General features: G+C 63.4%; 20 protein-coding genes. 13 read left to right on the top strand and 7 right to left on the bottom strand.

The window, feature by feature from the left end:
* Positions 1 to 105: 105 nt before the first annotated feature.
* A complete protein-coding gene (locus RQX22_RS12005; RefSeq protein ID WP_315726762.1) occupies positions 106 to 1,644 on the bottom strand; it encodes a M23 family metallopeptidase in 1,539 nt (512 codons plus the stop codon).
* A 211-nt stretch (positions 1,645 to 1,855) separates the two neighbouring features.
* Here RQX22_RS12005 and RQX22_RS12000 point away from each other — a divergent pair, with 211 nt between their 5' ends.
* The 6 genes from RQX22_RS12000 to RQX22_RS11975 all read left to right on the top strand — a co-directional run bounded on the left by RQX22_RS12000 (position 1,856) and on the right by RQX22_RS11975 (position 7,411).
* Positions 1,856 to 4,369, top strand: coding sequence for a helicase-related protein (locus RQX22_RS12000; RefSeq protein WP_315726761.1), 2,514 nt, complete (start codon positions 1,856 to 1,858; stop codon positions 4,367 to 4,369).
* Entirely contained in the window at positions 4,362 to 4,703 is a 342-nt protein-coding gene (locus tag RQX22_RS11995; RefSeq protein ID WP_315726760.1) for an RNA-binding S4 domain-containing protein, read from the top strand. The genes RQX22_RS12000 and RQX22_RS11995 overlap by 8 nt, the downstream gene beginning before the upstream one ends.
* Before the next feature lie 26 nt (positions 4,704 to 4,729).
* Positions 4,730 to 5,068, top strand: a complete 339-nt coding sequence (gene fdxA, locus RQX22_RS11990) for a ferredoxin FdxA (protein WP_315726759.1) — start codon at positions 4,730 to 4,732, stop codon at positions 5,066 to 5,068.
* 215 nt (positions 5,069 to 5,283) lie between these two features.
* Positions 5,284 to 5,820 (top strand): CarD family transcriptional regulator, encoded by a 537-nt coding sequence (locus RQX22_RS11985; protein WP_315726758.1) that lies wholly within the window; start codon positions 5,284 to 5,286, stop codon positions 5,818 to 5,820.
* Positions 5,821 to 5,936: 116 nt separating this feature from the next.
* The gene (locus RQX22_RS11980; protein ID WP_315726757.1) at positions 5,937 to 6,665 is read left to right on the top strand and encodes a head GIN domain-containing protein; all 729 of its coding nucleotides are present in this window, start codon (positions 5,937 to 5,939) and stop codon (positions 6,663 to 6,665) included.
* A gap of 47 nt (positions 6,666 to 6,712) precedes the next feature.
* The gene (locus RQX22_RS11975; protein WP_315726756.1) at positions 6,713 to 7,411 is read left to right on the top strand and encodes a head GIN domain-containing protein; all 699 of its coding nucleotides are present in this window, start codon (positions 6,713 to 6,715) and stop codon (positions 7,409 to 7,411) included.
* A gap of 22 nt (positions 7,412 to 7,433) precedes the next feature.
* On the opposite strand, the gene RQX22_RS11970 is transcribed toward RQX22_RS11975, so the two are convergent.
* The gene (locus RQX22_RS11970) at positions 7,434 to 7,841 is read right to left on the bottom strand and encodes a DUF1489 family protein (protein ID WP_315726755.1); all 408 of its coding nucleotides are present in this window, start codon (positions 7,839 to 7,841) and stop codon (positions 7,434 to 7,436) included.
* A 71-nt stretch (positions 7,842 to 7,912) separates the two neighbouring features.
* Complete coding sequence (gene mgtE, locus RQX22_RS11965; protein WP_315726754.1) at positions 7,913 to 9,325, bottom strand: magnesium transporter; 1,413 nt, start codon at positions 9,323 to 9,325, stop codon at positions 7,913 to 7,915.
* A gap of 257 nt (positions 9,326 to 9,582) precedes the next feature.
* Here mgtE and RQX22_RS11960 point away from each other — a divergent pair, with 257 nt between their 5' ends.
* Both RQX22_RS11960 and RQX22_RS11955 read left to right on the top strand, forming a co-directional pair.
* Positions 9,583 to 10,041 carry a peptidylprolyl isomerase gene (locus RQX22_RS11960; protein WP_315726846.1) on the top strand — a complete coding sequence of 153 codons (459 nt, stop codon included), beginning with the start codon at positions 9,583 to 9,585 and terminating at the stop codon, positions 10,039 to 10,041.
* Positions 9,933 to 10,811 carry an SDR family NAD(P)-dependent oxidoreductase gene (locus RQX22_RS11955; RefSeq protein ID WP_315726845.1) on the top strand — a complete coding sequence of 293 codons (879 nt, stop codon included), beginning with the start codon at positions 9,933 to 9,935 and terminating at the stop codon, positions 10,809 to 10,811. The genes RQX22_RS11960 and RQX22_RS11955 overlap by 109 nt, the downstream gene beginning before the upstream one ends.
* Before the next feature lie 44 nt (positions 10,812 to 10,855).
* Here the strand turns inward: RQX22_RS11955 and RQX22_RS11950 are convergent, their stop codons facing one another.
* Positions 10,856 to 11,755 carry a LysR substrate-binding domain-containing protein gene (locus RQX22_RS11950; RefSeq protein ID WP_315726753.1) on the bottom strand — a complete coding sequence of 300 codons (900 nt, stop codon included), beginning with the start codon at positions 11,753 to 11,755 and terminating at the stop codon, positions 10,856 to 10,858.
* A gap of 282 nt (positions 11,756 to 12,037) precedes the next feature.
* Here RQX22_RS11950 and RQX22_RS11945 point away from each other — a divergent pair, with 282 nt between their 5' ends.
* Positions 12,038 to 14,332, top strand: a complete 2,295-nt coding sequence (locus RQX22_RS11945; RefSeq protein WP_315726752.1) for a CDC48 family AAA ATPase — start codon at positions 12,038 to 12,040, stop codon at positions 14,330 to 14,332.
* On the opposite strand, the gene RQX22_RS11940 is transcribed toward RQX22_RS11945, so the two are convergent.
* Positions 14,307 to 15,587 (bottom strand): MFS transporter, encoded by a 1,281-nt coding sequence (locus RQX22_RS11940; protein ID WP_315726751.1) that lies wholly within the window; start codon positions 15,585 to 15,587, stop codon positions 14,307 to 14,309. The genes RQX22_RS11945 and RQX22_RS11940 overlap by 26 nt on opposite strands.
* Before the next feature lie 130 nt (positions 15,588 to 15,717).
* Here RQX22_RS11940 and RQX22_RS11935 point away from each other — a divergent pair, with 130 nt between their 5' ends.
* Positions 15,718 to 16,335 carry a class I SAM-dependent methyltransferase gene (locus RQX22_RS11935; RefSeq protein WP_315726750.1) on the top strand — a complete coding sequence of 206 codons (618 nt, stop codon included), beginning with the start codon at positions 15,718 to 15,720 and terminating at the stop codon, positions 16,333 to 16,335.
* Between the two features lie 22 nt (positions 16,336 to 16,357).
* Here the strand turns inward: RQX22_RS11935 and RQX22_RS11930 are convergent, their stop codons facing one another.
* The gene (locus RQX22_RS11930; protein ID WP_315726749.1) at positions 16,358 to 17,536 is read right to left on the bottom strand and encodes a phospholipase D-like domain-containing protein; all 1,179 of its coding nucleotides are present in this window, start codon (positions 17,534 to 17,536) and stop codon (positions 16,358 to 16,360) included.
* Between the two features lie 120 nt (positions 17,537 to 17,656).
* Here RQX22_RS11930 and rpoZ point away from each other — a divergent pair, with 120 nt between their 5' ends.
* Positions 17,657 to 17,998 carry a DNA-directed RNA polymerase subunit omega gene (rpoZ, locus tag RQX22_RS11925; protein ID WP_315726748.1) on the top strand — a complete coding sequence of 114 codons (342 nt, stop codon included), beginning with the start codon at positions 17,657 to 17,659 and terminating at the stop codon, positions 17,996 to 17,998.
* A 4-nt stretch (positions 17,999 to 18,002) separates the two neighbouring features.
* Complete coding sequence (locus RQX22_RS11920) at positions 18,003 to 18,584, top strand: methylated-DNA--[protein]-cysteine S-methyltransferase (protein ID WP_315726747.1); 582 nt, start codon at positions 18,003 to 18,005, stop codon at positions 18,582 to 18,584.
* Between the two features lie 46 nt (positions 18,585 to 18,630).
* Here RQX22_RS11920 and RQX22_RS11915 read toward each other — a convergent pair whose 3' ends face one another.
* Entirely contained in the window at positions 18,631 to 19,107 is a 477-nt protein-coding gene (locus RQX22_RS11915; protein ID WP_315726746.1) for a winged helix-turn-helix transcriptional regulator, read from the bottom strand.
* A 358-nt stretch (positions 19,108 to 19,465) separates the two neighbouring features.
* On the opposite strand from RQX22_RS11915, the gene RQX22_RS11910 reads away from it, so the two are divergent.
* On the top strand, positions 19,466 to 21,553 hold the full coding sequence (locus tag RQX22_RS11910) for a RelA/SpoT family protein (RefSeq protein ID WP_315726844.1): 2,088 nt from the start codon (positions 19,466 to 19,468) through the stop codon (positions 21,551 to 21,553).
* The last annotated feature ends 7 nt before the right edge of the window (positions 21,554 to 21,560 follow it).

Genomic DNA, 21,560 nt, shown 5'->3' with positions numbered 1-21,560 from the left:
ACCTCGAAGCGATGCGCTGCGGCTTGATCGAAACTTGGCGCGTGCGTTTCCGCTATTTGCGATGATGTCCGACGCTCGGGTCAGCAACCCTGGCCCGAAGCCCGTTCAGCCTGAATTGGCGGTCTTGGCTGGAGAGGCCGCCAAAGCATTCTCCTTGGGGCCGGTCGCACCTACCCGCACGGACAGGAGATTCCTGAGCTTCTGACGGAAGCGCGTCAGGTCCGACCCGCTCAGCTGCGCCCGCATCGTGAACTTGACCGACGCCGGATTGACCGGCCTGCCGTTGCGATACAGTTCGTAGTGAAGGTGGGGCCCCGTCGAAAGGCCCGTCGAACCGACATAGCCGATCACCTGACCCTGGCGAACCCTCTGACCCGGCTTGGCGACGATCCGGCTCATGTGGCTGTAGCTGGTGGCGAGGCCGCCGGCATGATTGAGACGGACCTGCCGGCCATAACCTCCGGCCCACCCCGCCCGTGTCACGCGTCCGTCGGTCGCGGCCAGGATCGGCGTGCCGTAGCCGGCCCGGAAATCCATGCCCTTATGCATCCGCGAATAGCCGAGGATCGGATGGCGGCGCATGCCGAAATTCGACGATACCGAGCCGGGAACGGGACGTTGCAGGCTGCCGCTCGATTTGCCGACGCCGGACGCTTCGAACCATTGCGCGCGGCCACCCTGGTCCCATTGCATGAGCTGGAGATCCTTGCCGCGGGATCGCTCGAGACCGGCATAAAGCAAGGGTCCGCTTTCCGTCTCCCCGGTCGCGGCGCGGCGATGTTCGATGATGATGTCGAAGCGGTCGTCGGCATCGATGCTCGAAATGCCGATCTGGGACGCGACGGCCCGAATATAGGCTTCGACCGCCTTGGCGGGTGCGCCGGCGGCGCGCGCCGCGCGATACAGGCTGGAGCCCACCCGGCCCTGAATGCGCAACGGGGTATTGTCGACCGCGATCGGCACCTTGGTGAGGACGAGCTTGTCGTCGGCCCGCGCCATCTTGATCTTCAGATCGAAGCGGGCGCGGAAGCTCAATGCCTCAAGCGGCCGCGGCACATTCCTGTTGGGCCGACGGCCAAGCCTGACATCCATCACCGTGCCGGGCTTGATGTCGCCAAGGTCGACGGCGGCGGCGACCATGTCCGACACTTTCTGGGCTTCCGCTTCTGCCGTGCCGGCGCGTTCGAGGACCCGGGCGAAGCGATCGCCGCGACCGAGCGTGACGACTAGATCGACCGTGGGCCGCTCCGGCGTATCCGCGAGTGGCTCCACCGCTTCGGTCGGCGCCATCCGGCGGCCGGTATCGGCACCCAAGGCGAGCGGAGCGATGGCGAAGGTGCGCGCTTCCTCCCATTGCACATCGGCGAGAGGCGCAGGGGAAGCGCCGCTGATCGGGCCGAAGCCCGGTGCAAATGCGTAAGCGGCATAGCAGAGGATTGCGCACGTGGTCAGGCCGCGGAACCATTCGGCCGAACCGATGCGGACCCCGAGATCGGTGACGAGATCGAAATCCGGCCGGGTCGCCCGGAATTCCTCGATCCTTCGGCCGAAACTGCGTGAGAGGGCCGGACGCAGCGCAGAATCGAGACTGAGGACCGCCGTCCCTCCACCCGATCCGGCGCTTATATCGTTGAATTGAAACAATGCGGTCCTGCCCCCGGCGACCTGAAATTAGCCCCGCGCTTTCGCGTCAGGAGAAAAAGACTGTGGGGAAAGACGGTTAAAGTAAAGTAAAGCAGTGAGAAGCGGGGGCAACGTTGCGACCAAACGCGACGAGGGCGGGATGAATCGTTATTCCTGGCCGGAACCAACTCAAATCATTGCACTTCGTCGCCCCAGCCCCGATTTACCGGACATGAGCGATTTCGCCCGCGTCCCGCTGACCGCTATCCTCGGCCCGACCAATACCGGAAAGACCCATTTGGCGGTCGAGCGAATGTGCGGCCATTCCAGTGGAATGATCGGCTTTCCGCTGCGTCTGCTGGCCCGCGAGGTCTATGACCGCGTCGTCGCCATCAAGGGTGCCAACCAGGTTGCGCTGATCACGGGCGAGGAGAAAATCCTGCCCAGGGACGCGCGCTGGTTCCTGTGCACGGCGGAATCGATGCCGATGGAGCGGGAATTCGCTTTCGTCGCGCTCGACGAGGCGCAATTGGGCGCCGATCCGGAGCGCGGGCACGTTTTCACCGATCGGCTGCTCCATGCGCGCGGTCGGGAAGAGACGATGATCCTTGGATCCGAGGCACTGGCGCCGATGGTGCGCACATTGCTGCCGAAGGCGGAGATTATCGGCCGCCCCCGCTTTTCGACCTTGAGTTATGCGGGATCCTCCAAATTGTCGCGGCTGCCGCCGCGATCGGCAATCGTCGCCTTTTCGGCGGAACAGGTTTATGCCGTGGCCGAGATGCTGCGCCGGATGCGCGGCGGCGCGGCCGTTGTCATGGGTGCGCTTTCGCCGCGGACCCGTAACGCCCAGGTCGCCATGTACCAGGCCGGCGAGGTCGATTATCTGGTCGCCACCGACGCCATCGGCATGGGCCTCAACATGGATGTCAGCCACGTCGCCTTCGCCGGCCTTTCGAAATATGACGGACGCCGCAGACGCCGCCTGACGGCGGCGGAAATGGCGCAGATCGCCGGACGCGCAGGACGCCACCAGCGCGACGGCACGTTCGGCGTCCTGATGCTGGAGGGCGAGCTCGGGGCCGAATTCCGAACCGAAGAAGTCGAAGCGATCGAGCAGCATTTTTTCGCACCGCTGGAACATCTGTTCTGGCGCGAAGGCGATCCCGACGTCCGTACCCTGGAAGGCTTGATCCGTTCGCTGGAACGCCGCCCGCAAAGGCCCGGCCTCCGGGCCGCTCCGGAAGCCGTCGACCTCGCTGTGCTGAAGCGCCTGTCGGAGGATCCGGACGTCCGCGCGCGCGCCACCAATCCGGAACGGGTGCGGCGGCTCTGGGCTGCTTGCGGGCTTCCCGACTTTCGCAAGACGGGGCCGGACCATCATGCGAGACTCGTCGCCAGACTGTACCTCCATCTCAGCGACAGCGACGGCCGGATTCCGCAAGGATGGTATGCCGAGCAGGTTGCACGGCTGGACAATGTCCAGGGCGATATCGACACGCTCGCAGACAGGATCGCGGGCGTGAGGACGTGGGCCTATATCGCTCACCGGGCCGATTGGCTGGCCGATCCTGTCGCCATGGCGGAGCGAACAGGGCAGGTGGAGGAAAGGCTTTCCGATGCTCTGCACGATCGGCTGACGCAACGCTTCGTCGATCGTCGCACGTCCGTGCTGATGCGCGATCTCGGCGGCAAGGAAAAAGCCGAATATCCGGTGCTGGTCGACGATCAAGGCGAGGTTTCGGTCGGCTCGCACGCGATCGGCCGGATGCGGGGCTTCTCTTTCGAGGTGGATCCCACGGCGCGCCATTCGGACCGTAAGATGCTGCTGGCCGCGGCGGAGCGGCGGCTCGGCGGCGAATATGAGAAAAGGGCGGCGGCTCTGATTGCCGACCGCGACGAAAGTTTCGCATTGCGTACCGAGCCCGGAAGCCCCGTCGCCTTGCTGTGGCGCGGCCACGAGGTCGCCCGCCTGAGCCCGGGAAAGAACCTGCTTTCGCCGCGCGTGCAGATCGACCGGCGCCTCGACCGATTGTCCGGGCGCGGCCGCGCCGCGGTCGCCGAGCGGCTCGATCGCTGGGTTCGCCTTCAGGTGGAGCACTGGCTGGGGCCATTGCGCGCCGCCGGCATGGCTGCAGCCGATGGCGCCTTGCCGCCGGCCTTGCGATCGGTTTTGGCCATGTTGGTCGACGAGGGCGGGATCATCGCACGCGAGGCCGTGGCTCAGCCGCTTGCTACCCTGGATCGGCAACAAAGGCGGACGATCTCCCGGCTCAGGGTCAGGATCGGCGCCCTCGACATCTTCATGCCGGATATGCTGAAGCCGGAGCCTCGCCGCTGGCGCACGGCGTTGCGCGCCGCCGCTTCGGGTGATGCCATGCCCGAACTGCCGGAGGCGGCGAGCGTGGTGCTGACCACGCCCCCCGAAAATGCATCGCGTCTCCTCGCCAAGCTCGGCTACAGGCAGCTGGGGCCGCAAATGGTCCGCGTCGATCTGGTCGAACGGTTCGCACGCCATGCCCATGAAGTGCGGGCGGGAAAGCAGGCCCCTGTCGTGGACAGGGGACTCGCGACGTCGATCGGCCTCCAGCCGCAGACGATCACACGCCTGATGCAGGAAATCGGCTTCCGCCCTGCCGGCGGCGAAGCGGAGTGGATCTGGCGGGGACGGACACGGCCGAAACCGCCACGGAAAGCCGCGCCGACTCACGCTTTCGCGGCGCTTGCGGAGCTTCGGCGTGGCTGAGGAGAGCTTGCGGCTGGACAAGTTTCTCTGGTTCGCGCGCATCGTCAAGACCCGTTCCCTCGCCCAGCGTATCGCCGGCGAGGGCCGGCTTCGCTTGCAGGGCCGGGTCGTCGACCGCGCCCATGTCCCTGTCCGCGTTGGCGACGTCCTGAGCTTTGCCGTCCATGGGCGGGTGCGCGTGATCAGGATCGAGGCGCTCCCGGCACGCCGGGGTCCGCCTGCGGTGGCGCGCCTGCTCTACAGCGAGATGGGCGAAGGGCGGCCGGCGACCGATCATCGGGCACCGGCCGTACCCCCGATCACCACCATTGCAGAAACAAAGGATGGGTCTTAGGGAATCGCCGTTCAGGGAGAAGCTTGATGACCTATGTCGTGACCGAGGCATGCATCCGCTGCAAATATATGGATTGCGTGGAAGTCTGTCCGGTGGATTGCTTTTATGAAGGCGAGAATATGCTGGTGATCAATCCCAGCGAATGTATCGATTGCGGCGTCTGCGAGCCTGAATGCCCCGCCGAAGCCATTCTTCCGGACACTGAGACGGGATTGGAAAAGATGCTGGAGATCAACGCCACTTATTCGGCGGAATGGCCCAACATCACGCGTAAACGGGAATCACCGGCCGACGCCGACGAGCATAAGGGCGAGGACGGCAAGTTCGAGAAATATTTCTCGGCGGAGCCTGGCGAGGGCGATTGATCCATTTTGCTCGCGGGATGCGTCATTTTGGTGACACGCGCCCGTAGGACTGGATTTTCCGCCCGTTTTGCATTATAGCCTTTTCGCGAAGCGGATATGACGCATATCCGCATTGATGGTCAGCTGAACCGCCGCAAATCCACGCCTGGCAGCGCCTTTTGGGGGAGATGCAGTCGAGCGCTCTTTGCGGCCATTTTCTTGGGAAGGTTTGTTAAATGGCAGCGAAGGCGTTGAGCTTCGACGTTGGCGACTATGTCGTATACCCCAAGCATGGCGTCGGCCGTGTTATCGAATTGCAGCGCTCCGAAATCGCCGGCATGCAGCTCGAACTCTATGTTCTCCGCTTCGAGAAGGAACGGATGACGCTGCGCGTTCCGACCAACAAGGCGGAAAGCGTCGGCATGCGCAAGCTTTCGTCCGACAAGACGATGCAGGAAGCGCTCGCGACCCTGAAGGGCAAGCCGAAGGTGAAGCGCACCATGTGGTCGCGCCGAGCCCAGGAATATGAGGCGAAGATCAATTCGGGCGATCTCGTGTCGATTGCCGAAGTAACACGCGATTTGTTTCGCGCCGACGACCAGCCCGAGCAAAGCTATTCCGAGCGTCAGATCTTCGAAGCAGCCTCGAGCCGTCTCGCACGCGAGCTTGCGGCGATGGAACAGGTCGACGAACCCAAGGCGCTCGAGAAGATCCTCGATATCCTCAACCAGGCCGCCGCCATCTACAACAAGGACAAGGTCCTGGAAAAATAGGCATCGCATGAGGTGCGCGCCATAGAGGCGGCCCCTTTCGAGGGGCCGCCTTCTTCTTTGTTGCGCTTCGAATCCGGCGAGTGTATTATATCTACAACACGGCTGAGGAGATGGCGATGCGTGCAGCGATGATCCTGGTCACGGCCCTCGGCGCCTGCAGCATGTCCGCCGATGCGGAGCGAGGGCCGGAGGCGGGCGACGGCAGAACCGGACAGCGAGCCTTCGAAGTCGGACGCTTCGACACCATCTCGCTCGGCGGTTCCTATGACGTATCGGTCAACGTCGGTGGCGCGACGAGTGTACGTGCGCAAGGCGATCCCGAATTGCTCGACCGGCTTGAAGTCGACGTCGTACGCGGCGATCTCAGGATACGGACCAAGCGCGGCAACTGGTCTTGGAATTCAGTTCGCGGACGCGCGCCGGTCAGAATCCACGTGACGACGCCCGCCTTGGCCGGAGCTTCGATCGGTGGATCCGGAGACATGCGGATCGACAAGGTGGACGGCAGCGGCTTTACGGGCTCGATCGGTGGATCGGGTAATATGGAAATCGCATCGCTGCGGACGGGCAAGGCCGATTTCTCGATCGCCGGATCGGGTGACATAAAGGCGACAGGCTCGGCTGGCCGCTCGACCATCTCCATTGCCGGGTCGGGCAATGCGGATCTGGCGCAATTGGAAGTCCGGACGGCGAATATCAGCGTGGTGGGATCGGGTAACGTGCGGGCCAGGGCGACGGACGTTGCCGACGTCTCGATCCTCGGATCGGGCGACGTCACCATGTCGGGACCGGCCAGATGCAAGGTTTCGAAACTGGGATCCGGCGACGTGCGCTGCGGCGCCTGAGCTGCCATGCTTATTGACCGTTAACCATTTGGCCTCAATGTCGCGGCATGAAGAAGCTCATTCTCGCCATCGTCGCCCTCATCCCGGTTGCGCCGGCCGTCGGCGCGGAACGGACATTTTCCGTCGCCGATTTCGATCGTATCCAGATCGATGGTTCCTACGAGGTCGTCCTGGCGACTGGCCGCCCTTCGTCAGCGAAGGCGATCGGATCCAAGGAGGGTCTCGATCGGGTTTCGATTGACGTCCAGAGCGGGACCTTGCGCATTCGGCCCAACCGGGCGGTGCTGGACGGTACGCCTGGGCGCGCGGCCGGACCGGTCCGGATCGAGATCTCCACCCGCAATGTGCAATCGGCGGCGGTGCGAGGCTCGGGCAAGCTCAACATAGACGGCGCGCGCGGCCTCCGCCTTGCCCTGTCGCTGTCGGGAAGCGGCGGCCTCGCGGTCGAGAATGTGGAGGCCGATAATCTGACCATTGGCCTCGTCGGATCGGGTTCGGTCCGGATCGCCGGCAGGGCCAAGCAACTGCGGGCGACGGTCCAGGGCAGCGGCGATCTGGACGGCTCTGCGTTCAAGGCGAACGATGTCCAGCTTGTTGCCAGCACGGCAGGTGCGGTGACCCTGGGTGCAGTCCGATCGGCGAAAGTTTCCGCGTCGGGCAGCGGCGACGTCGAGATTTTGGGAAGCCCTGCCTGCACAGTTAATGCCCAAGGGGCCGGCATCGTCCGCTGCGGCACGCGCAAATAGGCAGTTCCTTCCCGAGGCGTGTTCAGATCAATGCCAGGGCGGACAATTTTACTGCCAGATCGGGCGGCAATTGTTCGAGTCCATCCTCCTCTCCGTCGAAATCCGCTGGAGCATCGCTGCCGGCGAGATAGCGCCAGCCCTGGTGCGCGCGCTTTGGCCTGGCTTTAACCGGAATCAGACAGGGATCGAGGCGGATGATCGTCCGGCGGTCCTCTTCCCGCTCCGCGAAGCCGATGATGGTCTGGCGTGCGGCGATGCGATGCTTGACGATCCAGAAGATCGAGCCGCCGACGAGTTCATCCGCACGCTTGGGCCGAAAGCGCGTGACGATGGGAACGTGATTGTCGATCAAGCGGGCCTGCTGCCGTTTGCGGAGCGCCTCGAAACTGGCGCAACCGACCGCCACCTTGCTGATATGTAATAAGGCCACAGGCCATATTTGCCTGTTTTTCATATGAAGTTCAACAGCTTGGATAATGACACACGGGCGGCCCGGGTCCTTCAGCCGACCAATCCGCTGGCCACAGCTAGACCCAGAAATGCGAAGAAACCCATCGAATCGGTGATCATGGTGACGAAAACGGACGAAGCCACGGCTGGATCCTGATCGAACCGCTCGAGCAGCAAGGGGACGAGAACGCCGGCAAGACCGGCAACGCCAACGTTTATCAGCATCGCGGCCCCTATGACGCCGCCAAGGGCGGGATTGGAGAAGACGAAGCCCGCACCGAGGCCGACCAGAATCGCGATCGTCGCGCCGTTAAGCAGCGCCAGCCGGATTTCACGCCCGATCGTGCGCCAGCTATTGGATCGGGTCAGCTGGTTGGTCGCCAGCGCGCGGACCGCCACCGCCATCGTCTGGGTCCCGGCATTGCCCCCGATCGAGGCAACGATCGGCATCAGCACGGCGAGAGCGACCATCTGTTCGATCGCGGCGCCAAAGCTGGCGATGATGGCCGAAGCGATCAAGGCCGTGAAGAGATTGGTGACGAGCCAGCGGACGCGGGACTTGTAGCTCTCGCTTATGGGCTCATTGATATCGCCTTCGCCGGCACCCGACAGCAGGAGGACGTCCTCCGACGCTTCCTCCTGGATGATATGGACGATGTCGTCGACGGTGATCATGCCGACGAGCCGTCCCGACTGGTCGACGACCGCGGCAGAGATCAACGCATATTTCTGGAATCGGAGAGCGACTTCCTCCTGATCCATGTCGACCGGGATCAGGGTCTGCTCGCGCTTCATCACGTCGGCGATCCGGATCTTGCGCGGCGCCCGCAGGATCCAGCTCAACATGCAGGTGCCGATAGGATGATGCTGGGGGTCGACGACGTAGATTTCCCAGAAATCGGTGGTGAGCTGATCGTCGGCGCGGAGGTAATCGATCACATGCCCGACCGTCCAATGTTCGGGCACTGCGATGAGGTCGCGCTGCATCAGGCGACCAGCGGATTCCTCCGGATAAGTGAGCGCCTCCTCGATCGCCGCGCGATCGTCGGGATCGAGAGCCCGGAGGACGGCGCGCTGATCGTCCTCCTCCATGTCCTCGATGATCGCGACGGCATCGTCGGTTTCGAGCTGACCGGCAATATCCGCGACCTGATGCGGCTCGAGCGAGTCGATCAGTTCGTCGCGGACATGCTCGTTCATCTCGGCGATGACGTCGCCGTCGACCATGTCGGAAAGAGCTGCGGCCAGCGCCCGGCGGTCGTCGGAATCGACCTGTTCGAAAAGATCGGCGATGTCTGCGGGGTGAAGCGGCTGGACAAGGGCGCGGGCGCCTTCGTCGTCGCCTGCCTCCACCCGCTCCATCACGTCTCGGACGAATTGCGGCACCAGCCTGTCGTCTTCGTCCAGACGCGATGCCGGGAGCGGCGCGGGCAGGTCGGGCGTTTCGAGATCAGTATCGCTCATCGCCCGCCTCCCGTTCGTGCTCGAAGGCTTCCTAGAGCCTGATCCTTTGAGGTGGAAGCGCTTCGCGCTTCCGCCGATGACGTGAATCAGCTCTATTCAAATATCGAAACCATGATTCACGCTTCAGATTGATGCAATCTGAAACCATCATGGTCTAGGCGCGACGGGGCGACCTGTCGATATTTGCGAAGGCGGGGCTGGCATCCGACGGGCTGCGCTCCTAAGTCCCGCCCTGAATGCAATCGGAAGAGGTCATGATGGCGGACGAATTCAATACTCTGGTGCTCAACCTCGACAGCGGCGGCGACGTCGTGATTCAGCTCCGGCCCGATCTCGCGCCCGGCCATGTCGAACGGATCAAGGGCCTCGTGAGCGAAGGCTTTTATGACGGCGTAGTCTTCCATCGCGTGATCCCCGGCTTCATGGCCCAGGGCGGCGACCCCACCGGCACCGGCATGGGCGGCTCTGAGCAGCCGGACCTGAAAGCGGAATTCAGCCGCGAGCCGCATGTCCGCGGAACCGCATCCATGGCCCGGGCCCAGAATCCTGACAGCGCCAACAGCCAGTTCTTTATCTGCTTCGACGACGCGCGATTCCTCGACAATCAATATACGGTCTGGGGCCAGGTGGTCGAAGGCATGGAGCATGTGGACGCGCTCCCCACGGGCGAACCGCCGCGCCAGCCGGGCAAGATCGTCAAGGCAAGCCTACGCTGAATAAAGAGCGCCGACCGGTCACCCTGGTCACCGGCGCTTCGAGCGGACTTGGCGCGGATTTCGCCCGCGCATGCGCCCGTCGGGGCGACGAAGTCCTGCTGGTCGCGCGCCGCCGGGATCGGCTGGACGAGCTCGGCCGCGAAATTGGCGGCAGCGCGCATGTGCTGCCGATGGATTTGAGCCAGCCCGGCGCGGCGCAGGCGCTGATCGGAGCAGTGGACGCGCTGGGATTCCGTGTGGCCACTTTGATCAACAATGCGGGCTTCGGCCTCGCCGGCCGATTTCCGTCCCTCCCGCTCGACCGCCAACGGCAGATGCTGGAGCTGAATGTCGTTACCCTGACAGAGCTTTGCCACCTGGTGTTGCCCGGCATGGTGCAACAGCGGCAAGGAGCCATTCTGAACGTCGCATCCACCGGCGCGTTCCAGCCGGGTCCGGGGATCGCCGTCTATTTCGCGAGCAAGGCCTATATCCTCTCCTTTACGGAGGCACTCCACCAGGAGTTGAAGGGCAGCGGCATCAAGGTTTCGGCCCTCTGCCCCGGGCCGACGGCGACCGAATTTGGGGATGTGGCCGGCGTGACGAACGACCGCTTCCATCGATTCTCCGCCCGGCCGAAAACGGTGGTGACGGCGGCCCTCAGGGGTCTCGCGCGTAACCAGGCCGTGGTCGTTCCCGGGCTCACCAACAAAATCACGGCCGCGTCGAACCGATTCCTGCCTCGCGCGGCGATGCGGCGGATCGTGGCCGGCCTCAAGCTTCGGACCTGACCTGATCGTTTCAGATTGAATCAATCTGAAACATGGATCATTTTTCAGACCCTCGCCAGCGAGCCTTCCTTCTGGCCGCTGAACAGCCAATCATGGAAAATCTTGACCGGCCGGCGCGAAAGAGCGGAGCGGCGGCAGACGAACCAATAGCTGTAGGGGCTTTCGGCCTCGACGCCGAAAAGTTCGACCAGCCGATCGTCTCGCGACGCGCGCAAATGGCTTTCGAGCATGAATGCGACGCCCAGGCCCTGTGCCGCGGCATCGAGAATCAACTGACCGGCATCGAAGACGTCGATCGCCGCCGGCTGAAGGTCGGGCACCCCAGCCGCGTCGCACCAATATTGGAAGGCATCGGGCATTTCGCGGTGAAGATAGATGGTGGCGCCACTTAGTTGCGAGGGATGGAGCAGGGCATGTGGGCCCTCCGCCAGCGCACGACTGGCAACGGCGACGACGCGATTCCTGTCGATCTGCCGCGCATAGAGGATCGGATCGGTTCTGGCGGTGATGACGATCGCCGCATCCAATCCGTCATTGAGACGCATCAGCCGGCCGGCGCCGGTATCGATGTCGATATGAAGATCAGGATAGAGAGCCCGAAGCTCCGGCAAGACCGGCATCAGGCGCTGCGACGCGAACAGGGAGGGTACGGCCAAACGGAGGCGCATGAGTTCTTCACCCCCGGTGGCCCGCTCCATGGCCGCCGCCAGCGCGTCGATCGAAGGACCGAGCTCGGCCATCAGCCGGTCGCCATCAGCGTTGAGCTGAATGCTTTGGTGACCCCTCTCGAACAAGGGATGACCGACGAAACGTTCGAGCGCCTGGATCCTCCGCGTGAGCGCGGGAGAAGATAGTGACAGCGCCTCCGCCGCCGCCTTGACCGAACCGATCCGAGCGACCTGGACGAAAGCCTCGATGGCCGTCAGCGGTGGTAGTCGACGCATTATATCCTCACCTATTGTGCAGCGCATCATTACGCTTTTCTTATCATATAGCCCACGAATTCAAGGAAACGTGAGTGCACGTAATGCACTTGTAACAGCATATTTCGCACTTGCACAATAGAAGATGCAGAGGCAAAACGACCCTGCCTTTCAGGCATCCTCTCCTAAAACTTTCAGGGTCGGCCCTTCGGGACCGGCCCTTTTTTTTCGCCATCGGACCTTCGCGGGTGAAAGGCTCGTTGTCCTTCCCTATCTGTCTGGGGAAGACGAGGAGAACAGGCGATGGCTGACGAGGAAAGAGAAGCGACGCGGTTACAGGTCGCGACCATGCGACCCGAAGACAGCGGACGCGGACTCGCACGCTTGCCGCGCAGGGTCATGACCCTGCTCGGCCTCCGCGACGGCGACGTCGTCGAACTCACGGGAAAACGTTCGACCCCTGCCCGCGCGGTCGGACCCTATTCGGAGGATGAGGGGCTCGACATCATCCGTCTCGATGGCCTTCAGCGCGCCAATGCGGAGGTGGGTTCGGGCGATCATGTCGCGATCCGCAAGGCAGACTCTAAACCCGCCCAGCGCGTTGTCTTCGCGCCCGCGCAAAAGAATCTGCGGCTGCAGGGATCTGCCCAGGCCCTCAAACGCAGCTTCGGGATGAAGCCGCTGACGGCCGGAGACGTGGTAGCGACCACCGGCCAGCAGCAGGTGCAACGCGGGGATATCCCACCTGAGCTGCGGCAGATGCTCAATGCCCCGGCTTATGCGCTTCAGGAGGTGCGCCTGGTGGTGGTGTCGACCGTTCCGAAGGGGATTGTCCACATCGACGCCACGACCGAGGTCGAGCTCCGCTCGGAATATACCGAGGCCACCGAAACCCGCCGCGCCGACGTCACCTATGACGATCTGGGCGGCATCGGATCGACCATCGATCAGTTGCGGGAGATGGTCGAACTGCCGCTGCGCTATCCGGAAATCTTCGAGCGGCTTGGCGTCGACCCTCCCAAGGGCGTCCTCCTGCACGGGCCGCCAGGAACCGGAAAGACCAGACTGGCGCGCGCGGTCGCCAATGAAAGCGACGCCAACTTCTTCCATATTGCGGGCCCCGAAATCATGGGCTCGGCTTATGGCGAGAGCGAAAAGCGCTTGCGCGAGCTGTTCGAGGAGGCGGGCAAGGCCGCTCCTTCAATCGTCTTCATCGACGAGATCGATTCGATTGCTCCCAAGCGCGGCCAGGTGACCGGAGAGGCGGAAAAGAGGCTCGTGGCGCAGCTTCTCACTCTCCTCGACGGGCTGGAGCCGCGCCAGAACCTGGTCGTGATCGCGGCCACCAACCGGCCGGAAGCGATTGACGAAGCGCTGCGGCGGCCGGGCCGTTTCGACCGCGAGATCGTGATCGGCGTCCCTGACGAGGGGGGACGCCGGGAAATACTTGCCATCCATACGCGTGGCATGCCGCTGGACGGCGGCGTCGACCTGCGCGAACTGGCACGGCGGACTTACGGTTTTGTCGGCGCCGATCTCGCCGCGCTGACGCGCGAGGCCGCCATCGAGGCGGTTCGCGGGATCATGCCCAAGATCAACCTGGAAGACGGGACGATCCCGCCCGAAGTGCTGGACAATCTGTCGGTGACAGGCTCCGATTTCGAAGAGGCGCTGAAGCGCGTGCAGCCGTCGGCCATGCGCGAAGTGATGGTGCAGGCGCCCAATGTCGGCTGGGACGATATTGGCGGTCTGGACGCTGCGCGCGAGCGACTGCGTGAAGGTGTCGAACTTCCGCTGAAGAATCCCGAGGCGTTCAAGCGCATGGGCATCCGCCCGGCCAAGGGTTTCCTGCTTTATGGTCCGCCGGGAACGGGCAAGACCTTGCTCGCCAAGGCGGCCGCGCGCGAGGCGGAAGCCAATTTCATCGCCACCAAATCGTCTGACCTCCTCTCCAAATGGTATGGAGAGAGCGAGCAGCAGATCGCGCGGCTGTTCGCACGGGCGAGGCAGGTCGCCCCGACCGTGATCTTCATAGACGAGCTCGATAGCCTGGTCCCCGCCCGCGGCGGCGGCATCGGCGAGCCGCAGGTCACCGAGCGGGTGGTGAACACGATCCTGGCGGAAATGGACGGACTGGAGGAGCTGCAGTCGGTGGTGGTGATCGGCGCCACCAACCGACCGAATCTGATCGACCCTGCGTTGCTCCGCCCCGGCCGGTTCGACGAGCTTCTCTACGTCCCGGTTCCGGAGGAAAGCGGCCGACGCCGAATCCTGGCCATCCACACGAAAGCGATGCCGCTGGCCGACGATGTCGATCTCGATGCCCTTGCCGACCGCGCCGAACGGTTCACGGGTGCCGATCTGGAGGATCTGGTGCGCCGCGCCGGTCTGTTCGCATTGCGCGGGTCGCTCGAGGCGACCCAGGTGACGATGGCGAACTTCGAAGCGGCGCTCAAGGAGACGCGCGCGTCGGTCACGCCGGAGATGGAACGCGACTATGCGGAGATTGAATCGAAGCTCAAGCAGGAGGCGATGAGCTCGGGCGGGATCGGTTTCATCACCCCGGGCATGCTCAAGCCGCTTGGTCCGAAGGAATGAAACGAAGCCAGACCCAGAACGTCAATGCCACCAGCAAAGCGGCGGTGACGAAGAAGGGCAGGGCCTTCGAGAGGCTGTAAAGGGCGACCGCAGCCGCCGGCGCCCCGATGAAGGCGATTCCGTTGACGGAGGTGACCATACCCGCCACCCGGTTCTGCTCCGACCGCGTCACGGCGAGGGATGCGCCGCTGGTATAGCCGGGCCGGAAGAAGCCGAAGCCAAGCGATGCCAAAGCGAAGCCCAAGGTGATGCCGTACATGCCGGCGGCGATGCCGATGATGATCGCCCCCAGCGCGGAAAGCAGGCACCCCCATAAGACCAGCCGGCGCGGATCGAGGCCGAGACGGGGGATGAGGCCCCATTGCGCAAGCAAGGTGGCTGCCGCCCCGCTCATGAGGACGATGGCAATCCACTGCTGCGCTTCCGACGGGGAGACCCTGAGGCGGTCGATGACGAGGAAGCCGATCACGCCGAACAACGCCGCCTGTCCGTGACCGCCGATGGCCCCGATCATGTGCCAGCCGAAGACGCGCGGATCCCGCCATGCGAGGGTGGCCGGCGACCAGTCCTGATCGTCCGACCCGGCCCCGCTGTTCATGTCCCCCAGGGATGGATAGCCGATGATCTGTCCCCGCGCGGAGGATCGCGGCGTATCGTCCGGCAATCGGGTGACGACGGCGAGCAGGACCGCGATGCCGATGACCGCGAATATGATCAGGGGGCCGGACAATCCCAGCGGCGGAAAAATGAACAGTGGCGCGATAGCGGGGCCGGCAATGGTTCCGAGGCCGAATGAGGAGGCGATTGTGGCGAGGGCGCTGGTTCGCTCAGCGCCCTCCGTTCGGGCGGCGATATAGGCCTGGACGGCGGGCGGCGATGCCGACCCCCAGGCGCCGTAGGCGGCACGGCCGACGATGAAGATCAGGAATACGGCCATAGGGCCGATCAGTCCGGCAAGCCCGGCGGCGAGCGCCCCGCCACAAACGAGCATGGACGCGATGAAGCCGTAAAGACCGAGCCGCATGAGCGCCCGGCGTCCGCGATGGTCGGCGCGCCTGGCCCAATGAGGCGCTGTCAGCACCCAGATGACTGCCGAAAGGCTGAAGGCGGCGGCAACCCACAAATCGGGCACGCCCAATTGCCTGCCGATCGACGGCATCAGTGACTGCAGGGCCGTGTTGCCCGCCGCTGCCACCAGCATCACACCGAAGAGCAATGCGAAACGCTCTCTGGAAAGGGAAGAGACGGTTGCCATGTGCGATCCCGGAAAAGAAGCGGCCCGTCCCGGAATTGACATATTCGCCCCGGCCGGAACGCGTCGGCCTTGCCATTGTCGCGCCGATTTGCCAACGCACCTTGCTGATCAGGAGCTTACGGAACGCGGCATGACCTTATCGGGTGAACAGGCACAAAGGACGCGGGCATTTGCGCGCCGCGGCGCCGGCGGTCCGCTCTGGCACTTCCTTCGGGGATTTCTGAAACATCCGGTGATGGTGGGATCGGTCATTCCCTCCTCTCGCATATTGATCGACAAGATGCTGGCCCCGGTGGATTGGGCCAATTGCAAATTGTTCGTCGAATATGGGCCCGGCGTCGGAACGTTCACGCAGCACATCCTCGATCGGCTGGCGCCCGATGCGACGCTGCTGACCATCGATACGAACGAGGATTTCACCGAATATCTGAATGGCAAGATACGCGATTCCCGCTTGCGCGCCGTGACCGGCTCGGCGGCCGATGTTCGCGATATCATGGCGGATCTCGGCTTTGAGGAGGCGGATTTCATCCTTTCCGGCCTGCCATTTTCGACCCTTCCCGCAGGTGTCGGACCCAAGATCGCGGCCGAAACCCAGGCGGCGCTTCGGACGGACGGCGCATTCCTGGTCTATCAATTCTCCCCCAAGGTCCGGCAATTCATCGCGCCGCATTTCGACCGGATCGATCGCGCCTTCGAGTGGCGCAATATCCCTCCGGCCACCTTGTTCTGGGCCTGGAAAGGCTGAGCGCGGCCGATCGGGCCGACGGCTACCCTGTCGACTTCTCGGCGCCGAAATTGAGCCCGCGCGAGATCCGATAATCCGCCACCGCTACCAGGAAATAGGCCACGGCCCATTTCAGCCGATTGAAGAATGTGCGCCGGCGGCGATGGCTCGCCAACGTGATCTTCTTGCTGCTCGCGATTTCGCCATCGACGAAGCGCCGCATCGCGGCGGCAAAGCCGGGATCGTCGACACGAAGCATCATTTCCAGATTCAGATAGAGGCTGCGCATGTCGAAATTGGCCGAGCCGATATGGACGACATCGTCGACGACAAACAATTTGGTGTGCAATTTGGTCGGCTGATATTCGAAGATTTCGACGCCACGCTTCAACAGCCACCAATAGGTATTGCGGGCTGCGCCGATCGTCGCCTTGTTGTCGGATTTCGCGGCGGTCACCAGCCTCACCTCGCCGCGTCTGGCGACACGGGCCATGCGGCGGAGCATCCCGAGGCTAGGGGCGAAATAGGCAGCGATCAGATCGAGCCGGCGCGCGCTAGCCATATCCCTGCGCACCGCGCGCGCCCACGGGCTGAGACGCCTTGTCGGCCCTCCGAACAGCCAGTGGAGGCGGCCTTCGACCACGCTGTGCTGCTGAAGGAGGCGCCGCAATTCCCGGATCCGGCCGCCCGGCTTGGTCGCCCAGGCGAACAGGTCGTCGAAATATCCTGCCAGACAATCGACACTGCCGCCTTCGACACGGAGGCCGAGATCCCGCCAGGCGCCGCTCTCCACGGTCCCGAAATATTCATCCGAGACGTTGAACCCGCCGATCAGCACCGTCCGCCGATCAGCCAGCGCCAGCTTCTGGTGATTGCGCAGCAAGTAGCGCCGGCCGAATTTTGGACTGAAACGGCAGAAGCCGATCTTGCTCTCCAAAAGCGGGGCGAGGAAATCACGGTCTGAAGTCGATCCGAATCCGTCGACAAGCATCGACACCCGCACGCCCCTTTTTGCCGCAGCGATCAGCGCATCGCGGACACGCGTGCTCGAAGCGTCGTCCTGAAAGATATAATAGAGGACCCGAAGACTGGTCGAGGCGCCTTCGATCAGGTCGATCAGGGCATCGAGGCGGGCGGGACCGTCCGCCAGCAGGGTCAATCGATCTGCCCCGACGTCGATGGAAACGGTCTCCCCGGTTTCACGCAGATTTTCGTCGGCCATCGCAAGGACATGATGACCCCGAAGGCCGAGGGCAACCCCCCTAGGAAGATTGACAGCGGCGGCCGCTGCTGGTAGCCGCCTGACCTTTCCACGCATATTGATATTGAGCGGAGCTGCTTCATGGCGCGCGTTACCGTCGAAGATTGTGTCGACAAGATTCCCAACCGTTTCGACCTCGTCCTGCTGGCGGCGCAGCGGGCGCGCCAGATCTCCGGCGGAGCCGAGCTCACGCTCGATCGCGACCGGGACAAAAATCCCGTCGTCGCCCTTCGCGAAATTGCCGAACAGACCGTGAAGCCGAAGCATCTGGAGGAAGCGCTGGTCGGGAATCTTCAGCGCGTGCAGGTCGATGACGACGATGCTCCGGACGAAGTCGGCTCGCTGAGCGCCTCCGCCGAAGCGTTGCGCCTCACGGCTGCAGCCCCGCCCCGCAACAACAATCTCGGTGGCGATTACGAATGATCGGATGCCCGGTCCCGTGACGGAGACCGGCTTCCTGCTCTTCTCGACCGCAATCGGCCGCTGTGCAATCCTGTGGCGGGCGGGCTGCATAATCGGGACAGCCCTCCCCGAACGATCCGAGACGGCATTGCACGCGCGGCTTGAGGCGCGTGTTCCGGGTGCCGCCGCGGCCCATCCTCCCGCCTTCGTGCAAGAGACCGTCGCCCGCATCGTTCGACTGCTGAACGGCGACGAGGTGGACTTCGAAGAAATTGCGCTCGACTTTGGAACAAGTGAGCCGTTCGAGCGGCAGGTCTATGTCGCGACCAGGCGGATACGCTGCGGCGCGGTCCGCACCTATGGCGAAATCGCAGCCCAGATCGGCCAGCCGGGCGCCGCCCGGGCGGTCGGTTCCGCACTCGGCCGCAATCCTCTGCCGATCATCATACCCTGCCACCGGGTTCTGGCGGCATCCGGGAAAAGCGGAGGCTTTTCGGCTCCCGGCGGCGTTGCGACGAAGTTCAAGCTTCTGGAGATCGAGCGGGCGCGCCGCCGCGACGATCCTTCCTTGTTCGCGGATCTGCCGCTGGCGGTGAAACCGCATTGAGGGCGCCGCGACCGTGGATCGAGGAATTCAGCTTCGAGATCGAAGTCTAGATCGTGGGAGCCTCGCCGATCTCGTCGAGATCGATCCATTCCAGTTCCTTGAGCGACAACGGCCGTCCGTCCGCCGATCGCACCGCCATCGCGGCGACGGGCTGGCGGTTGTAGCAGTCGACCAGCACGGGATTGCTGGACACACAGGACACCCAGCGTTCGCCCCATTGGCGCAGCGAGATGAGAACCGGCAGCAGGTCGCGCCCCTTTTCGGTCAGCCGATAGGCCACCTTGCGACGATCGGCCGGATCGGGCTGCCGTTCCAATATCTCATTTTCGACCAGACGGGCGAGACGATGGGAGAGGATGTTGCGGGCGATGCCCAGAGTGGACTGGAACTCCTCGAAATGGTGAAGGCCGTTGAAGGCAGCGCGCAGGATCAAAAATGACCAGCGTTCTCCGACAGCTTCCAGCGCAGCAGCGATCGAGCAGCGCTTCAGCATTTCCTTATGATGTTCGACGTTCAGCACCATCTCCGACCTACGCTTCTTTCCTCCCTTATAACATGTTTGGCATTTTTAGTTGCCTTTGAAAACCTAAGTGAATATGGGTCCTATATTGAAACTTAGCAGGCCGTGTTGGCCATGATGCTTGGCGGGTTGGTATGGTAATGTGGCGCGAGCGTGCGTCGCCGCAAGAGCAGCAGACCTCTCGTCGACTGCCAGCCTTGGCCCACCGGATCGGAGGCTAAGCAGCTTCTCGGTCGACGGCGCCGACTTGCCGCCGGACGTCATGGAAAAATGCAACAGTCGCGCCCGCTAGCAAGGAATTTAGTTCTTCCGGCGCCTTTTAACGTTGCAACGCGGTAGCGCGGCACTCCATGTTGAAAAGGTGCTGAGGCAATATGAACTCGTCGAAAAGGTAAGGGCCTACGATCCGGACGCGGACGAGGCGATGATCAACCGCGCCTATGTCTTTTCCATGCAGAAGCATGGCAGCCAGAAGCGGGCCTCGGGCGACCCTTATTTCAGCCACCCGATCGAGGTGGCCGGTATCCTGACCGACCTCCACCTCGACGACGAGACGATCGTGACGGCGATCCTCCACGACACGATCGAGGATACGCTGGCGACGCCGGAGGAGATCGAGAAGAGCTTCGGCAAGAATGTGGCCAGGCTGGTCGACGGCGTGACCAAATTGTCCAAGATCGAAGCCCAGAGCGAGAATCAGCGGGCGGCGGAGAATCTGCGCAAGTTCCTGCTTGCCATGTCCGGCGACATACGCGTCCTGCTCGTGAAGCTCGCCGACCGCCTCCACAATATGCGGACGCTCCACTTCATCAAATCGGAGGAAAAGCGCCGCCGGATCGCCCGCGAGACGATGGACATCTATGCCCCGCTCGCGGAGCGGATCGGCATGTACGAATTCATGACGGAAATGCAGACGCTCGCTTTCCGCCAGCTGGAGCCGGATGCCTATGATTCCATCTCCAAGCGGCTCGAGCATCTGCATCAGGGCGGTGGCGACCTGATCGACAGGATCGGGCAGGACCTGAAGGCGCATCTGGAATCCAAGGGAATCGCGGCCGAGATTCAGGGTCGAGAGAAGCATCCTTATTCGATCTGGCGGAAAATGGCGGAACGCCACGTCAGCTTCGAGCAATTGTCTGACGTCATGGCGTTTCGCGCGATCGTCGACACCGTTGACGATTGCTATCGCACTTTGGGCGTCATCCACCAGCGCTGGCCGATGGTACCGGGCCGCTTCAAGGATTTCATCTCCACGCCGAAGCGCAACGGCTATCGCTCGCTTCACACGACGCTCATCCATAACGAGAATATGCGGATCGAGGTGCAGATCCGGACGCGCGAGATGCACATCCAGGCCGAAAACGGGCTCGCTGCCCATTGGGCCTATAAGGAGGGGAAGGCCGCCGCCTCCACGCCCCATCCGTGGATCGAGGACCTGCTGGAAATTCTGGACCATGCCGCCAGCGCCGAGGAGCTGCTGGAACATACCAGAATGGCCATGTACCAGGATCGGATCTTCGCATTCACGCCGAAGGGCGAACTGATCCAGCTGCCGAAGGGCGCGACGCCCGTCGATTTCGCTTATGCGGTCCATACGGATCTCGGCGACCAGACCGTGGGCGCGAAGATCAACGGCCGCGTCATGCCGCTACGGACTGCGCTCGAGAATGGCGACCAGGTCGAAATTCTGGTCTCCAAGGCCCAGCATCCCCAGACGGCCTGGCTCAACTTCGTCGTCACCGGCAAGGCGCGCGCCAAGATCCGCCGCTTCGTCAAGTCGAAGGAACGGGAAGAGACGATGGCCCTGGGCCGCAAGATCTTCGAGGAGATCGTGCAGCGGCTGCCGGCGCCTTTAGGATGGGAGGCCATGGCGGAAGCGCTGCGGCGCCTCAATCTTCACGACGATCAGGAACTGATGGAGGCAATCGCGCTGAAGCGCGTGACGGACATTGCGGTGATGGAAGCCTTGATGCCGGGATCGGCCGGCAAGAAGGGTGTGAAACCTCCACCGCAGCAAAGCGCGATATCGATCAAGGGCCTGACCCCTGGCGTCGCCTTCCATCTGGCGGAATGCTGCCATCCCGTGCCCGGCGATCGGATCGTCGGCCTCCGCCGCGAAGGTGAAGGCATCGAAGTCCATATGATCGGATGCGACACGCTGGCAGACGGGGTGGATGCGGACTGGGTCGACCTGGCCTGGGGCGACGAATCGGACGGCGGCTTCGCCCGGCTGGCGGTCGTCGTGCGGAACGAGCCCGGCGCGCTCGCGACCATCGCCGGCATCATGGGCAGCCATGGAGCGAATATCGTCGGCCTGGATCTTGCGGCTCGCGACGGCAGCTTCCACACCTTCCGCCTCGACCTGGAAGTGCACGACGTCCAGCATCTGATGCGGATCCTGGCTGCGTTGCGGGCGACCGACGTTGTCTCCAGCGCCGAGCGGATGTAGCGTGCCG

Source organism: Sphingosinicella rhizophila, assembly GCF_032378825.1.
GTDB classification, from domain to species: Bacteria; Pseudomonadota; Alphaproteobacteria; order Sphingomonadales; family Sphingomonadaceae; genus Allosphingosinicella; species Allosphingosinicella rhizophila.
The sequence above is the reverse complement of the archived record's forward strand: the minus strand, read 5'-3'. Positions and strand labels throughout refer to the sequence as shown.